The following is a 16,312-nucleotide window of genomic DNA, read 5'->3' as shown; positions in this document are numbered from 1 at the left end:
GCCCGGCCCCGTCTTCGTTTCACGCAAAGGAAGCCCCCAATGAAGCTATCCAAGGCATGCCTACCCCATCGTGCCGCCGCCCTCGCGCTGTCGATGCTCGCCGTGACGTCCGCGACGACCGTGCTGGCGAAAGACAAGAAACCGGCGACTGCCACGGCAGCGCTGGACATCGCGAACCCCCTCGTGGGCACCGCGCCACTCGATGACCAGGCCCTGCTCGGTAACGCGCCGCCGCCCGGCGAGGCCACCTACACCGGCATGACCACGCCGGGCGCCAGCCTGCCGCAGAGCGCCACCGAAGCCGCACCGGTCAATATCAACGCCGACCTGGGTTTCGCCACCGGCGTGCCCGTGGCATACGACTACCGGCGCCCCGCCATGTTCGGTTTCAGCGGCGGCGGTTCGACCTATGGCGCCCGCGGCGCGCCCATCGTCATGCCCGTGGTGGGCGACTGGACGGTACCGCCGGATTACATGTCGTCGTACTACGACAAGGCCACCGAAAAAGCGTCGCCCGGCTACTACGCCGTGGACCTGGCCACCTTCCACACGAAGGCCGAGCTGACGGCCACGCAGTGGACGAGCCTGATACGCTTCACTTTCCCGGCGAGCCACCGATCGAACGTGGTCCTCAACCTTCGGCGCGCCGGCGGCGAGGTGGAGGTCGTGGATAACCACACGATTCGCGGCGTCGCCAGCACCGGACGCCGGGACAGGGATACCGATGGCCCCTACTTCGTCGCCGAGTTCTCGCGGCCGTTCACGACGTTCGGCACGTTCCATTCCGAAGTGACCAACAAGGGCGAAGGACTGGGCCACGAAGACGTGCAGGCCGGCCGCCGCAAGGTCTCGGGCGACTACGCCGGCGCCTACGTCACCTACGACACCAAGGCGGGCGACCAGGTGGTCGTGCGCATCGCCCACGGGCACAGCGCCGAGGAAGCCGACCAGCGCCTGCATGCCCAGGACAGCGACGCGGACTTCGACCGCGTCCATGCAAAAGCCCGCGCGAAATGGGCGGAACTGTTCGACCGCGTGGAGGTGACCGGCGGCACGCCGAAGCAGCGCATGCTGTTCTACTCCACGCTTTACCATTCCTTCGCCAGCCCGCGCATGATCGCCCGCAAGGGGGAGCACTACACGGACGCCGAGGGCCACGACAAGGTCGCCGACTACGATCATTACGGCCCGGTGCCGTTCTGGGACACGGGACGCAACCAGATCGCGCTGCTGATGTTGCTCCAGCCGAAGGTCGTGCAGGACATCATGCGCTCCGAGCTGGACCGCGCCCGGGAACGCGGCTACATGAATACGTCGTTCCACGGCGACCATGCCGTGTTCCTCTACGACGGCGCGTGGCAGCGAGGCATCGATTTCGACTACGCCGCGGTCTACGAGTACCTGCGCAAGAACGCCACCGACCCCAAAGGCCCGCGCGGTTACCTTGCCGAGTACGACAAACAGGGCTGGATCTCCGACATCGTTCCCGATGGCAATCCGAGTCCTCCCTATGCGGGCGGCAAGGCAGGTGTGGCCACCACGCTCGAATATGCCTGGGACGACCACGCGCTCGCCGACGTCGCCCGCCGGCTCGGCAAGAACGATGACGCCGAGATGTTCCTGCGCCGTGCGGCGAACTACCGCAACGTCTTCGACCCGTCAGTGGGCTTCTTCCGTGGCCGTACTGCGGACGGCAAGTGGATTTCGCCATTCGACCCGGGCGAGCCTTATTACAACTTCATGATGAAGGAAGGCTCGGGCTGGTCCACGCTGTGGCTGGTACCGCACGACGTGCACGGCCTGATGACCCTGCTCGGCGGACGCGATGCGTTCAACGCCAAGCTCGACGCCTTCTTCTCCACGCCATACACGGCCAAGGGCATCTGCCGCGATTGCACCGGCCTGATCGGGCAATACGTGCAGGGCAACCAGCCGGACCAGCAGGCCGCCTACCTCTACGCCTGGAGCGGCCAGCCGTGGAAGACCCAGGCGCTGACGCGGCGCATCCTCGCCGAACTGTACGGCAGCGACGCTACCGGCTACGGGTATCCGGGCATGGACGACCAGGGCTCGACCTCGTCCTGGTACGTACTCAGCGCCATGGGCTTTTATCCGGTCGATCCTTCCACGCCCGACTACATCATCGGCAGCCCGATCTTCGATCGCGTCCGCCTGCGCCTCGGGAACGGAAAGGTCTTCGAGATCGACGCGCGCAACAATTCGGAGCGGAACAAGTACATCCAGTCCGCCACGCTCGACGGCAAACCCTGGACCAAGCCCTGGTTCAGTCATGCCGACATCGCCAACGGCGCCACGCTCGTGCTCACGATGGGGCCGGAGCCGAACAAGCACTGGGGCAGCGATCCGCACGATGCGCCCTCTTCCATGTCGGATGGGAAATAACGGATGAGAAACTGGATCTGCGTGGCCCTGGCCATGGGCTTCGTGCCGGTGGCGATGTCGGCGACGGACAAGGCGGCCGTCTGGAACGGCAAGACCGCACCCCTGGCGACGCCTTGGACAGCCGAGGTATCTCCGGGCAACGCATTGCCCGACTACCCGCGACCGCAACTGGCGCGCCCGTCGCTGGAGCACCCGCGATGGATGAACCTCAACGGGCTATGGCAATACGCCGCGGCGGCCGACGGCAAGGCGCCGCCGCCGTTCGGCAAGACGTTGAAGGACAAGGTGCTCGTGCCCTATCCGATCGAATCGGTGCTTTCGGGCGTGCAAAAGCATTCGGATTTCATGTTCTACCGACGGACCGTGAACGTTCCCGCCGACTTCACCGCGCATGGCCGGCATGTGCGGCTGAACTTCGGCGCGGTGGCGCAGGATGCCACGGTCTACGTCAACGGCAAGCAGGTGGCGAAGCATACCGGCGGCTACACCTCCTTCGGCGCGGACATCACCCCGGCACTTCGACCGCAGGGTCCCCAGGAAATCGTCGTCGCCGTGCACGCGCCGGTGGACGGTGCGAACGTGATGGTCGGCAAGCAGCGCCTGAAGCCCGAAGGTATCTTCTACACCGCCGCTTCGGGCATCTGGCAGACGGTGTGGCTGGAACCGGTGCCGGCCAGCAGTCTCGCGCAGCTGGATTTCACGCCTGCCCGAAGCCTGGATGCCTTCACGGTGACGCCGACACTGCAAGGCGGCGGCGCGGGAGCCACGCTGCACGTCACCGCGTACGCGGACGGCAAGGCCGTGGGCGAAGCGAGCGGACCGGCTGGCAAGCCGCTGCACCTGCCCATCGCGCATCCACGCCTTTGGAGTCCGCAGGACCCGTTCCTTTACACCTTCAAGGCCACGCTGGCGCAGGACGGGCAACGCGACGAGGTAACCAGCTATGCCGGTCTGCGCAGCATCGCCATCGGGAAAGCGGGAGGCGTCAACCGTATCCTGCTCAATGGCAAGCCGACGTTCCTCCTTGCCACGCTCGACCAGGGCTACTGGCCGGACGGCATTTACACCGCACCCACCGATGCGGCGCTGAAATTCGACATACAGAAGACCCGCGACCTGGGTTTCAACACCATCCGCAAACACATCAAGGTGGAGCCGGCGCGCTGGTATTACTGGGCCGACCGCATCGGCCTGATGGTCTGGCAGGATATGCCGGCCCTGCCGAACGGACACAACGAGAAGCTCAGCGACGCCGACAAGGCCGGTTTCCGTGCCGATGTCACGGCCATCGTCCAGCAGCTCGCGGGCGAGACATCGATCATCGGCTGGATCCCCTTCAACGAGGGCTGGGGTCAGTGGAGCATCCCGGCCGCCGCGGAACTGGCGGCACAGATCAAGCAACTCGATCCGTCCCGCCTGGTCAATGCGCGCAGCGGCCTGAATTGCTGCGACACGAAAGGCGATCCGCAAGCCGGCGACGTCATCGACGTGCACGACTACCAGGGTCCGGGCCTGCCCAGTCCCGACGCCACGCGCGCTTCCATGGATGGCGAACACGGCGGACTGACCCTCGGCGTTCCCGGCCACATGTGGCCCAACACGGCCATCAATCCCTACGGCGACGTGAAGGATCGCGCGGCCCTGAACGACGGCTATGTTGCCAACACGGCGGTGCTTCGCGACAAGGGCCCGGCCAAGGGCGTGTCGGGCAGCGTCTATACCCAGATCACCGATGTCGAAGGCGAGCACAACGGCTTGTTCACCTACGATCGCAAGGTCGAAAAGGTGGACGAAACCAGGGTACGCGCGATCAATGAGGCGACGATACGCGCAGGCGGCCACTAATTTCGTCGCCGTCGACGACGACGCGGTTCCGTCCGAGGTGCTTGGCCTGGTATAGCGCGGCGTCCGCCGCGCGACACAGGTCCTGCAGGCCATAACCCGTCGTATCGGTGCAGGCCAGGCCGATACTGACGGAAAAGGCCACCACGACGCCCTCGACGACCAGCGGCGACGACTCGAGCGCCTGCCGGACGCGCTCGGCCACGACCGAACCCTGCAACCGTGGCGTATCCATCAGCAACATGCCGAACTCCTCGCCACCGAGCCGGCCGAGGAGGTCGGCCTTGCGCAACTGGCCTTTGAAGACAGCGACGGCGTGTTTCAGCACGGCGTCGCCCACGGCATGACCGTGCGCGTCGTTGACCTGCTTGAAATGATCCAGGTCGAGGAAGACCAGGCAGCCTTCGCCGCCGCGCTTCTCGAGAACCCGCAACGCACGCTCGGCTTCGCCCACGAAGTGCTGGTGGTGGAAGATCCCCGTCAGTCCGTCGCAGGAAGACAACCACTTGAAACGCAGCTGGGAGCGCTTGATGCGCACCATCCAGAAGACGATCGAGAGCAGCACCAGCGACATCACCACCATGTAGAGACGGCTCGTCTCCACCGCCTTGGCATCCAGCGCCTGCTGGAGACGCAGGATGCGGTTCTCTTTGCTGAGGCCCTCGGTCTCCAGCTTCTCGGCGCGAAAATGCTGGCTGGCGGCCTCGTAGGCGGCGTTCCTCACGTTCGCGTCGCGCAGGTAGCCCTGGTCCTGGATGACGTAACGCTCGTAGTAGTCCAGCGCGCCGGCATCGTTCCCCTGCGCCTTGTCGATCGAGTACAGCACGCGGTAGGCGATGCGCAGCGCTTCGTTCACGTCGCCGGGATGATTCAGCGCGACGGTCTGGAGCGCGGCTTTTCGCGCCTCTTCCGGCTTGCCCATCGCCTCGTAGATGCGCGCGCGCTGGCTGGCCAGGTCGATGATGTGCGGGAAGTAGCGACTTGTCTGGATGGCGGGCTCGATGCGCTCGACGGTCGCAAGGGCCTGGTCCAGCTTGTGCTCCGCGAACAGGCGATCCACGAGGATCAGCGACATCGTGTCGGCGAAGATCGGCTGGCGGTCCGCCTTGCAGATATCGATCGTGTTGAGCAGCTCCGGACTGCGATCCGTCAGCTCGCGGGCACCTTCGAGGGCGGTGACCTTCTGCACCATTGCCTGGCAAGGCGACTGGCCCGCGGGCGTGGCTTTCAGCATCATCTCGGCATACTTCAGGCCCAGCTCCGGCTGGCCTGCGAACGTGAGCATCTGCGACAGGTTGGCCAGCAGCGAGAACCGGGCCTCGGGATCGGTCACGACAGGCAATGTGTCCACGGCGCGGCTGGCCATGGCGTACGCCTCCGCGTACTTGCCCTGCCCGGTCAGGTTGTTCATCAACATGGCGGTGGCGCGCGTGCCCAGCATGTCGTCGTCCGCGATCGCCATCACGTCGCGGAACGCGGCCTCGGCCTGCGCATATCGCCCTTCGTAATTCGCTTCCCATCCGTCGAGGAAACGGAGGTAGCGCTTTTCGTCCGCCTTCAGGCCATCCTCGTCGCGATGGAGCCCCCCCAGCCCGTCGACGAAGCCCGCATGGTCCTTCGTGCGTATCGCATCGACCTGCCTGAAGCGGTCCATCGCACCTTCCGCCGTTTGTGCCGGAGTGGCACGGCCGCCCGGCACAAACGCGCAGAAGCCGAGCCCCACCAGGAGCGTCCAGCACCGCATGTAGCCGAGGCAGCCGGAGGCCATGCCGATACCCTCAGGCGGAGGGTGCGTCGTCCGGTTCGTCGGTACGCTCGCTCGGCTCCTCGCCTCCCTCTTCGGGCTCTTCATCCTCGTGCGCGCCCGTCTGGCTCATGTGCTCGGTCTGCATCTTGGTCAGGCCCAGCTCCTGCGTCAGGGCCGTCCCGTCGCCGTTCGCGGCGAGTTCGAGCAAACCGGCCGATGCGTCGGCGGCTTCGAGAGCCCGCGCCAGCGCTTCCGGCGAGGCATGCCGCAGGCTTGCGTCACGGCCGATGGCTTCCAGCAATTCAACGGTATCGCGCATGTTGTTCCCCTGGTTCGTAATGACGTTACCAGCTGACGCCCTAACGGCAGGCCAGCCGACTTCTTTAGTTCCTACGCCGAGACGGTCGGTTCCCTGCCCGTACCGTAGACCGCGTCGAGTGCATCGAGGCGTGCGCGCATGACAATGTTCGGCTTCAATGCGCGTGCCGGCGGCAGCACGAGCGTTTCCTGGCCGATGAACCCCGCCGCCGGAAAATCGCGCAGCGCCATGCGCTGGATGTGCGGCCTTTCGACCGGCAGCGTAGGTGCACGATAGACGATGACCTCATGGTCGGCCGGGTAGTCCTCGCACAGACGCTCGGTCAGCAGTTCCCGGTAGGCGTCGGGCGTGCGGAAGCGGCCTAGCGAGCGGTCGCCGACGACGCCGAGCTGCCACAGGATCACGTGGCTGGTCGTGTCCAGGTAGCGCTCGAAGAAGAGCAGCTGGCTCGCTTCGAGATGCTGGCAGCCGACCTGACCGGGATCGATGCCCAGGTCGGCATACAGGCAGTCTTCGGCGGATACGCCGGGCTCCATGTATGCCTGGTAGCCTTCGGCACGGGCCAGCTGCAGCACCTTGTGCGGCGACCAGGCGAAGATGCCGGGATGTCCGTAAAAGACGGCGCAGACCCGCTTGCCTGCCCGCACTTCCGCGATCATCAACTCGACCCATTCGCGATAGGTCTTCATCCGCGACTTGCCTGGCCGGTAGTACGGCTGGAGGCTGCGCACGCCCGGATTCATGCGGCGCAGCCAGAGTTCGACCACGTGGTCGGAAAGCGCCGCGAAGACGACGTCGGCGGTCTCGATGCAATTGCGCGCCAGGGGTGTCAGGTGCGAGCCAAGGGTGATGCCCATGCCCACGCAGGCGATGCTGCCACGGCGGGAGTCGGTGGATGTCGAAATAGATGTGCTCATGGGCGTGTAGCAGCCAGGACGATCGTGACCGGACAGGGCGCACCCTGACGGGGATCCTGCGGATCCCGAACGATGGCCGGCCAATGCCCCCGGATCCTCTTCAAATTCATGTGACGCATTTCACATTCTGGGCGGAAGGCCGCTTCGGTAGCAACACCTTACGGTATCCGCCCTCGCAAGTGCCGGACCGTCATCCCGCGGCGGCGGCGCGCCAGACGGCGTGGGCCACCTCGGGTTTCGCGATGTCGTTGTGCGCGCCTCCCAGCCCGTCGCCTTCGCATATGTAGGTGGAAGCATCGAGGTTGTAGACGCACCTCGGCCGGTAGTCGTGGGCCTGTCCGAGCGTCGGCATGGCCATGCCTGTGGCATCGGGGCTCAGGCCCTGGGCCCCAAAGGTCCCGACCGCGCCGTACCGGGGAAAGTCGGGGAGATCAAGGGCAACCTGGTCCGCGATGCCCGCGGCGAGGGGATAAAGGCGGCCGACCGCCGAGTCGTGGCTCGATTGGGTCGTCACGATGGGACCCGCCACTTTCCCGGATAACGCGCTGAAATATCCGGGCCGGCCTCCGTCGAGGGCGATCTTCGGTGCGAAAGACCACAAGGACAGCGCGCCCTGCACCAGCACCATGGAACTGACCGGCCTGGGCAGGTCGGTGCCGCGGCCGACGGCGGCGGCGGCCACGACGATGCAGCCGAAACTGTGTCCCATGAGGTGCAGCCTCGTCTGCGGCGGCGAGGCTTTCATGATCGCGCGGACGAAGGTCGCGACACCGCTTTCCCCGACCTCGCGCGCGCGCTTTTTCATGGTCCAGAACGACAGCTGCACCAGCGGACTGAGAATGGCCTTTCCGACTCCGCCGCCGGCACCGAAACTGACGATATCGTTCTTCGCCTGGCAATAGGCCCTGTCCGGGTCGAAAGGCGCACGGTCGTCGTCGGGCTTGTCGCCCAGGTCGCCGGAGCCCAGTTCGAGTTCGCGGTTCAACTGAAGATAGGCCTGCCGGACCGTATCCGGGATATCGGGAGGATCGCCGGGTTTGGCCGCGTATTCGAAGATCGTCGCGAGCGCCTCGCGTGCCTTCGGTGTATCCACGAGAGCGTCCGCCGCATCGTCGATGATGCTCCGCCCGCCGTCGTCGCCCAAGGCGAACGAGACAGGCCCGGCAATGTCCTCGGCACCCCAGGGCAGGCTCGGCCAGTGGACGCCAACGAACAGGGGTTTGAAACCGGGCCGGTTCGCCGCCATCGCCGCGATGTCGTCCGCATTGGCGAGCATGGCGCCGATCCAGCGGCCATACTGGTCGCGCGCCGCGGGAACGTCGCCCTTCCAGCCATGGGACAGGACGAAGACGTCGGTGATGCCATCATGCTGGACGGCGCGAAGGACCTCCTCGCTGAAGAACCGTCCGTTTTCCTTGCGCTCGTCGCCGCGTTTGTCGAAGCAGACAAGGTCATAGCCGCTGTCCTCGTGTCCCGGTACCTGCTCGATGGGCATCGCCGCGTACTCCACGGTTGAAGTCAGACATACAGGCGGACGGCAGGGTCGCCGAACACGACGAAGCTCCTGGCGTCGCGTTGTGCCGTCCAGTTGGACGCGAGGTCGTCGTCCGGCACGTGGGCGTCGAGCCGGATATCGTCCAGCCGCGACGCCAACATGCCCGACTCCTGGGCAAAGCGTTGCCGGAACGCTTCCATCGCGCTGCCCAGGGTCGCGCCGGTCATCAGCTCGTCGAACGTCGTGCGAAACGCGGTCACGTCCGCGCCGGCATCCGTCGTCGTGAACGAGCAGCTCCATGCCCTCTCGACATGCGCCACCATGGCAAGCGCCGGGCCGCCTGCCGCGGCGAGCAGTCGCTGGGGAAGCCGGGCGACGAAAGGCACCGGTGCGATCTGCTTCACGACGCCCTCCGGCGCCGGATAGTCGTCCATGCGCGGCGTGCCACCGCCGTAGCAGGCGAAACTGAAGACAACGCCGCCCTCGACGGAGGTCGTCTCGCCAACGTCGTCGCCGGAATAGAACATCGCGGGATCGACCTGGCCGCGCGATCGGAGCATGCCCGGCCAGTCCTGGCACAGCAGCGCACCTTGCCAGGCACGCTGGTTCGCATGCCCGTTGGGATAGCCCATGCCGTGCGTGGCGGTGAACAGCAGCGACGGAGCGGTCCCCGCTTTCAGCAAGGACGCAAGGTTGGCCTTCGTCGCATCCTCGCGGAGCATGGCGTCGAAGTTCCAGTCCTTCCCGCCATCGGTTTTCAGCTCGGCGAGCAGGGGCTCGACGAGGTTGCCGGAACTGAGTTCGGTGGCCGTGTCGAACGGGTGGCTCGTTCCGAAGAAGGCCATGCGCCGACGCGACGGCGCACGTACCGTTTCGTGCGCGAGGACTGCCGCGGCATAGCGCGCGTACTCGGCCGGCGTGTCGAAGGCGAGCCTGCCGACCGCGTAGGTCAGGTTGAGCACGTACTGGAAGTCGAAGGGAATCGCGGCGGGTCCGCCGACGATCAGGAGGTAGTAAGGCACCTTCCTGGGATCGACCGGACCCAGGCCTTTCTGACGCGGAGGGTGACCCAGCCATGTCGACACCTTTTCGTCGCCCCAGAACCCGGCGTCCCCCGCGTATTCCTTGTATCGGTCGCCGGCCTGCGACCGCCGCAGGGCGAGCAGCGGTGACAGCGCATCGCGTACCGCCGGATCCGCCTCGCGATGGAAGACCACGCCCCAGCCGGCTTCGGCCAGGTTCTGCAAGTCCAGGGACAGGCCGAGGTGCGGCGTCGTCATACGCAACGACGCCATGGTGCGATCGTCTGTGGGCATCGCGGACGGTTCGCCGCGAGCAAGGCGTGCGACGCTGTCCACGGTGGCGTCCGGCAGGAGATAGTCGCCGTTGCTGCCATCGATGCCGTTGACCGAGAGACTCGTCATGGACTGTCGTCCTCGCTGCAATGGCCGTGGTTGCTGCCTTTGCACCACGACAGTCGATCGACACGACCGACCATCGCCCCATGACTCAGGTCCATGGCGTAGACGTGGTCGGCGCTCACGGCCACCTGATCGCCTGCGCTGTCGAGGCGACCTACGCCCGCCGGTAGCTTCATGACGCTGCCGCACTGCGGCCTCGATGCCTCCGATCTTCCACCGGCGAAATTTCCCCGGCATATGCCGAGCACGCCGTCGCGATCGGCGGTCAGGATGAGGGGGAGCGATCGACCGCCGGGGGCCGGCAGATAAGCCAGCTGGGTGATGCCGTTATGGTGGAGCGAGGACACGGGATAGGCAGCGCCGGCGTATCCCCGGTCCTTGCGTGGCCAGCCCCATACGGTGCCGTCGTCCGCACCGGCGATCAGCCATTTGCCTCCCGGGCTGAAGGCCAGTGCATTCACCTGCGCATCGCTGGCGAGGGTCCATTCCGACCGCCGCTCGGGGTCCGCGAGCGATGCAAGCCCGACGGCGTCCGGATCGGCCGAGGTGCCGCCATAAGCCAGCCATTCGTTGCCCACGGCCAGGGCCCTGACGCCACACAAGGTAGAGACCTTGGGCTTGCCGTCGCTCACGGAACGGACGGTGACCGTCCCGCCGTCGAGGGCGACGAGATGAGTGCTCGCCGGATCGAAGGCGAGCGCCGTGCCTGCCCCTTTTCCCATCGTTCCACAACGTGCCGGCGGTGCCGGGGGCGCGGATGCAGTATCGGCGCCGGCAGGCCATGCAACAAGGTCGACCTGGTCGTGCGATGCGCGAAGGATGGCGAGGTGCTTCCCGTCGGGGCTCAGCGCGATGCGGCGCGCCGGGGACGCCAGCGGCCACTCCGGCTCGGCCACGGGACCGAGGCCACCGTCCCGGCGCCACACGTCCACCGCGTTGCCATCGGCACGCAAGGCGACGATCCAGTCTTTCGACGACGCGACATCGCGTGGCGGAGCCATGGCGGACATGTCGATCCGCGTGGCGAGGGCGTTCAGGCCGTCGATGGCGACCGAGCGTACGTAACGACTCCCGCCAACGGCAAGCTCCCGGGCATCCCGTGGACCGAAGGCCACGCTATAGAGCTTTTCGCCCCATCCTTCGACATCCGTCCGCGAGACCACGGCAGCATCGACGGTGGCGGCGGCGGCATCGAAGTCGTACCGCTTGAGCACTTCGTCGAGGCCGACCGACACGAGCACTCGTCCATCCGGAGAGAACGCCAGGGCGTTGATCCAGCCCACATGGTCCGTCGTCTTGTCCGGCCGCCTGCCCTCCACCTGCGAGGCGTCGAGCAGATCCCACAACCGTAGCGTTCCCTTGTCGTCGCCCACCGCCAGCCATCGACCATCCGGACTGATGGCCATCGAGCGCGTGGCGACTCTCTGCCCGGGCGCGATCTCAAGCCTTCGCACCGGCACCGCCTTTCCCGTTTCCGCATCCCGCGACCACACGACGAGATGCCCGTTCCAGTCCCCTGAAATCAGTGTGTCGCGCGTCCCGGGAACGAACGCGATGCGGTAGATCGCCGAATCGTGCATTCCCTTCGTATCGACGCTTACCTGCTGCCCGGGCGTACCGTCGGGCGACACCGGCTGCATGACGAGGCGCTTGTCGCCCGTCGCCGTTGCGAGGATCGAACCATCGTCGTTGAACGCCACGGCGGTGACCGCCCGGCTCGCCAACGGATTGCGACGGAGCAGAGAGATGGTGTTTCCGTCCTTGCGCCAGAATGAAACCGTGCCGGCATTGTCGCCGAGCACCACGATGTTTCCCTTTGGCTGAACCGCAATGGCATTGATGCCGGCCTTGTTGGCGATGAGGCCCGGTTCGCCCGCGCGATATGGGAAGGAGGCGACCCGCAGCATCCCGTCCCACCCGCCGGAAAGCACCTGTCCGCCATCAGGAGCGAACGCCACGGCCCGCACGATGCCGCCGTGTCTTGCCAGCGTGGACAAGGCAGGCGCCTGCCCGCCAAGCACCTCGATCATCGTGCCGTCGACCAGGTCGGACGCACCCTTCCTTCCGATGTCCAGCAGCGCGTCGTTGGCATCCACGCGACCGTAAGCGCGCAGCTCGGAAGCGATGTGATTGAGCCGGACCATCTGCACTTCCCGGTAGAACCAGGCGATCACGAGGCATAGCGCGGTAAGGGCGACGCAAACGCCGATCAGGGCGCGCCTCATGACCCTGTCGCGGCGCAACCGGTTCCTTTCCTCGATCGACGCCCTGACGAAGGCATGCTCGGTCGTGCTCAATCCGTCGGGACTGGCCTGCGCCTGAGCGATGCCCCGATCGAGGTTGTCGCCGTAAAGCAGCATCTCGCGGGGGCGACCGGCATCGTTCCAGAGCGCGGCCGCTTTCTGCATGACCGAAAGATGCTCGCCCCGCCATGCGGCGTTATCGGCACGGATGGGGGCGATCAATCGATCGTGCACGAGTTCGACGATCTGGCCGCCTTCGTCCGTTTCGATCCGCAGCAGGTGCCGTGCTTCCAGGACGTCGATCGCCGCGTTCGTCGCCGGCGGCAGGTAGGGGTCGCGCCGCGGCCGCGCACGCAGCCCGGATGGCGTGATCAGCGTACTTTCGACGAAATCGCGCAGCGTGCGCTCGCTGGCCCCGCTCATCCGCGCAGCGGTCTCGACGGTTGCCGCATAGAAGGTGCCGAGTGCCGCATCCACCTGGCCGCTCTTTCCGCTCTGCTCACCGTCGCCGCCGATGTCCCCGACTTCCACGGCACGGGATTCGCCGATGACGACTTTTTCCCACAGGCGCAGGCAACTGACCTGCAGGAGCATCGGTTCCACGTAGCGGCCGAGCCGCCGTACCGTGTCGGCCCCGTCGGCGGTGCCACCGGCGCCCATCGCGCGCAGGTCGTCCGCCAGCCGATATGCCGCGGTCTGGGTGATGCGTCCGGCGGCCGGCCCGCAGATGGCCTGGGCGGCGGCGTCGCGATCCAGCGGCAGGAGACGGTAGCGAAACGCGAGACCGGTAGGCATGTGCGCGCGCAACGGCTCGAGTTCGGCAAGGAAGTCCTCGCGCATCGAGATCAATGTCCAGACGACCGGCACCGAAGGGCCACCCTGCTCGTCTCCCGCAGGTTCGTCCTCGTCGTCCACGCCCGCCAGAAGGTCGCTCAGCTGGCGGATGAAGGCGTGCTTGGCTTCGACGTCCGACCGGTGCAGCGTGAAGAGTTCCTCGAACTGGTCGAGCACCAGCAGGAGCAGGTCCTTCTCCCCTGCATAGCGCTCCGAGACATACGAGGTGAGGCTGTGCTTGGCAAGGCGCTGGACGGGCCACTGCTCCTCCGGCGGCCGTTCCGCCTCGAGCTGCCGGAGCACCGTGTGGACGTAGATGTTTCCTTCGCCCGTTGCGGCGGCATGCGCAAGGCGAACGGTGGGAAGCGGACGAAACCGGTTCCGTGGACGCGACCGCAACAGCGGCAGGAGACCGGCATGGATCAACGAGGTCTTCCCCGCGCCCGACTGCGACATCAGCACCACCACGCGCTCGCTGACCAGCAGTTCCGCGAGTTCGCGTATTTCGCGGGATCGCCCATAGATGGGCTGGCCTTCGCGTATGGGCATCGGCCCTACGAAGGGATTGCCGACGGCGACCTCCGCCTCGATCGCCAGCCCGGCCTGCGCGTTCATGCGACGGCCGCCATGCGATTCGCCCACACCCCCGCGAGCCGGTCGACGAAATCGCTCGCCGACCCCCAGAAGACGCGGGTATCGAAATTCTTGTCGAAGTACGTGGCTACGTACTGCGCGGCACGCTCGGGATCCAGGCTGACGCCCTCGTCGAAGGCCATCTGCACGGCGACACGTACGCTGCCCTGGCTGGCTGGGGCGCCCGAACGGATCAGCACGCCACGCAGGAGCACGCGGAGCCCCCAGTCGTCGGGTTGGAACCCGAGCAGCATCAGACCCGAGCCGGACAAGGCGTTCGTGACCACCGAAGGAACGCGAAGACCCGACACCGCCCGGGTGGCCGTCACGGCGATGAGGAAGTCGAAGTAATCGTCCTCGGTGAGCACGATGCTGTTCTGATCGGCGAGGTTGCCGAAGACGTGGAAGATCAGCGGCGTCTGCTCGCTGGGTTCGAAGTCGGGCGGCAACGGCTCGCCGAACCTGACGTAGCGAAGGGTGTCCTGGTTGCCCCTGGCGCGTTCCTTGACCCAGGTGCAGATGGCGACGCGTGGTTTCTTGCCCTTCTCTTCGAGCGCATCGCGAAGAAGGTTGTCGCGGTTGGCATTGATGAACACCGAAAAAGGCATCGAGGCGAGCAATCGGTGCGGGTCGTGCGGATTCCGTTCGCGCTCCAGCTTTCCCACGTGACGCACCAGGCTGTCGAGGAGACCCGGCAGCACCGGGGCGCCGAGCAGGCTTTCGCCGGTCGCGGCCTCGATGCGGCGCAGGTCGTCCGCATAGGTCTCGCGGATGCGCGCCACGAGCTCCCTGCGCAACTCGCTCAGCGCGACGTTCCTGTTCTGCCGATAGGTGAGGTACTGGGCCACCTGGGCCAGGTCGTCCCGATCGCCGGGTGCGAGCGGAAACGCGTAGCGCTCGGCCCAGCGCTGGGCAATGTCCCGCGACGAGCCGAACAACGGTTCGATCAATCCAGGGCCGAGGACCGGCACGCACTGCCCGACCTCCATGTCCGCGGCCACCGCCTCCACGACGTCCAGGTCTTCCGCGTCGCTGCGCATGCCCTGCCAGAGGCGTCCGCTTTTCAGGCGCATGAACAACACGGGCATCCACCAGTCGTTTGCCTCGCGGATCGACGACCGTGCCACCGACATCGCCCGATCGATACGGCCCGAACGCGAAAGCTCCGCGAGAAGCCGAGGCATGAAGCGATCGGACGACGTCATGCTGATCGCCCCCTGCATGGCGACGACCGCGGGAATGCCCGCGGCGGCGAGACTGGGCCCCACGGCGGCCAACGCACCCTCGTGCTCCTCGTCGTCCATCGCGCCGGCACCTTCGCATGACGCGAGCAGCACCAGCCGTGGGCGACGCTCGATATCGCGCACGCATTCCACGAACGTCGCACCGGACACGGACTGCCCGGTGCCGTCGCTTCCTTCCAGCAGGAGGCGCGGCATGCCCTGCGCGAACGCGCCGTGGCACACCAGGTAGAGGATGTCGATGTCCAGCCGGGTCAGCGCATCGCGAAGGTTCGCCAGCGACGCCTGCCCCTCGAGGACATGGCAACGCATCTCGATCGACGAGTCTCGCGCGGCGCTCGCCACCGCGGCGCGGGCCCGCGCGACGACGCCGTCGCGCGGGATCGCCGGAAGGCGCCACTTGCTCTCGATATCCGTCGGATTCGCCACGACTACCAGAGCGTCGAAACCGCGATGCCTCGTCGCCGGCCGGTAACGGACATCCTGCGCGGCGAGGAAGCGGGAAAACCAGAAATTGTCCTGTACCAGCAGACGCGAACCATCGCCGGGATCGCGCAGTGTCTCCCAGCGAAGGGCATGCAGCGCCGACGCATCGGCGGCGATGGAAAGCCGCACGCGCAACGCCTCGTCGCGACCGGCCGCGCTGCGCGCGCCGCGGAATGCCGCGCGCACCGGATCGGCATCCGCGCCGCCGAAAAGCATGTCCGACAACCGTCGGCCATAAGCGTCGCGATCCGTTTCGCGCGCCAGCCCGTCCACATCGATCGCGATCTCCGCCCGGTCCACCAGGACGTTCTCGAGATCGCTGTCGGGGTCGGTGAGGCGCATGCCGAGACGCCACAGCGTATCGTCTGCGCGTTCGATACGGATCTCGATCTCGCGAACGGACATGCGCGATGCCTCCCCGAGCGAGCGGCCGGCGGCCGATCGACGCCCGAGGGTCCAATCCCGGCACCGCACCGGCAATACGCCTAACGATCTAACCCATTGGTTCGGCCGGTTTCGCGCCCTGGATCCCGGCTCGCCCGCCTCGGCGCGACCTTGGGAGAAGCTGCTTCACGCTATCGAGTCCCTGTCGGCGCAATGATTCGCGGGAAATGTGCCGAAAATGCGGGCAAGGGCATCTCCCGTGCCGATGATTGGCTCTTGAGCCGAATAGAACGAATCATCGGCTCACATCCCTCATGGCGGTCGATGAACGCGACGGTAACGGCCGC

General features: G+C 66.5%; 9 protein-coding genes. 2 read left to right on the top strand and 7 right to left on the bottom strand.

Annotation, left to right across the window (positions count from 1 at the left end; genetic code table 11):
- Positions 1-39: 39 nt before the first annotated feature.
- Both HBF32_RS01255 and HBF32_RS01250 read left to right on the top strand, forming a co-directional pair.
- The gene (locus HBF32_RS01255) at positions 40-2,403 is read left to right on the top strand and encodes a GH92 family glycosyl hydrolase (protein ID WP_166697823.1); all 2,364 of its coding nucleotides are present in this window, start codon (positions 40-42) and stop codon (positions 2,401-2,403) included.
- A 3-nt stretch (positions 2,404-2,406) separates the two neighbouring features.
- Positions 2,407-4,248 (top strand): glycoside hydrolase family 2 protein, encoded by a 1,842-nt coding sequence (locus HBF32_RS01250; protein WP_166697822.1) that lies wholly within the window; start codon positions 2,407-2,409, stop codon positions 4,246-4,248.
- Here HBF32_RS01250 and HBF32_RS01245 read toward each other — a convergent pair.
- The 7 genes from HBF32_RS01245 to HBF32_RS01215 form a co-directional block, all read right to left on the bottom strand.
- Positions 4,214-6,013, bottom strand: coding sequence for a GGDEF domain-containing protein (locus HBF32_RS01245; RefSeq protein WP_166697821.1), 1,800 nt, complete (start codon positions 6,011-6,013; stop codon positions 4,214-4,216). The genes HBF32_RS01250 and HBF32_RS01245 overlap by 35 nt on opposite strands.
- Positions 6,014-6,023: 10 nt before the next feature.
- A complete protein-coding gene (locus HBF32_RS01240) occupies positions 6,024-6,311 on the bottom strand; it encodes a hypothetical protein (protein WP_166697820.1) in 288 nt (95 codons plus the stop codon).
- A gap of 71 nt (positions 6,312-6,382) precedes the next feature.
- Positions 6,383-7,228, bottom strand: a complete 846-nt coding sequence (locus HBF32_RS01235; RefSeq protein WP_193570311.1) for an SAM-dependent methyltransferase — start codon at positions 7,226-7,228, stop codon at positions 6,383-6,385.
- Between the two features lie 190 nt (positions 7,229-7,418).
- The gene (locus HBF32_RS01230; RefSeq protein WP_166697819.1) at positions 7,419-8,723 is read right to left on the bottom strand and encodes an alpha/beta hydrolase; all 1,305 of its coding nucleotides are present in this window, start codon (positions 8,721-8,723) and stop codon (positions 7,419-7,421) included.
- 23 nt (positions 8,724-8,746) lie between these two features.
- Complete coding sequence (locus tag HBF32_RS01225) at positions 8,747-10,147, bottom strand: C25 family cysteine peptidase (protein WP_166697818.1); 1,401 nt, start codon at positions 10,145-10,147, stop codon at positions 8,747-8,749.
- On the bottom strand, positions 10,144-13,836 hold the full coding sequence (locus HBF32_RS01220) for a WD40 repeat domain-containing protein (RefSeq protein WP_166697817.1): 3,693 nt from the start codon (positions 13,834-13,836) through the stop codon (positions 10,144-10,146). The genes HBF32_RS01225 and HBF32_RS01220 overlap by 4 nt, the downstream gene beginning before the upstream one ends.
- Positions 13,833-15,986, bottom strand: a complete 2,154-nt coding sequence (locus HBF32_RS01215) for a CHAT domain-containing protein (protein ID WP_166697816.1) — start codon at positions 15,984-15,986, stop codon at positions 13,833-13,835. Before HBF32_RS01215 ends, HBF32_RS01220 begins: the two co-directional genes overlap by 4 nt.
- Between the last annotated feature and the right edge of the window lie 326 nt (positions 15,987-16,312).

Source organism: Luteibacter yeojuensis, from assembly GCF_011742875.1.
Lineage (GTDB): Bacteria > Pseudomonadota > Gammaproteobacteria > Xanthomonadales > Rhodanobacteraceae > Luteibacter > Luteibacter yeojuensis.
The sequence above is the reverse complement of the archived record's forward strand: the minus strand, read 5'-3'. Positions and strand labels throughout refer to the sequence as shown.

Excerpts from the sequence above, each read along its gene's own strand:
- HBF32_RS01255 (WP_166697823.1), top strand. The coding sequence starts at position 40 with ATGAAGCTATCCAAGGCATGCCTACCCCATCGTGCCGCCGCCCTCGCG.
- HBF32_RS01240 (WP_166697820.1), bottom strand. The coding sequence starts at position 6,311 with ATGCGCGATACCGTTGAATTGCTGGAAGCCATCGGCCGTGACGCAAGC.
- HBF32_RS01215 (WP_166697816.1), bottom strand. The coding sequence starts at position 15,986 with ATGTCCGTTCGCGAGATCGAGATCCGTATCGAACGCGCAGACGATACG.
- HBF32_RS01230 (WP_166697819.1), bottom strand. The coding sequence starts at position 8,723 with ATGCCCATCGAGCAGGTACCGGGACACGAGGACAGCGGCTATGACCTT.
- HBF32_RS01220 (WP_166697817.1), bottom strand. The coding sequence starts at position 13,836 with ATGAACGCGCAGGCCGGGCTGGCGATCGAGGCGGAGGTCGCCGTCGGC.
- HBF32_RS01235 (WP_193570311.1), bottom strand. The coding sequence starts at position 7,228 with ATGAGCACATCTATTTCGACATCCACCGACTCCCGCCGTGGCAGCATC.
- HBF32_RS01225 (WP_166697818.1), bottom strand. The coding sequence starts at position 10,147 with ATGACGAGTCTCTCGGTCAACGGCATCGATGGCAGCAACGGCGACTAT.
- HBF32_RS01245 (WP_166697821.1), bottom strand. The coding sequence starts at position 6,013 with ATGGCCTCCGGCTGCCTCGGCTACATGCGGTGCTGGACGCTCCTGGTG.
- HBF32_RS01250 (WP_166697822.1), top strand. The coding sequence starts at position 2,407 with ATGAGAAACTGGATCTGCGTGGCCCTGGCCATGGGCTTCGTGCCGGTG.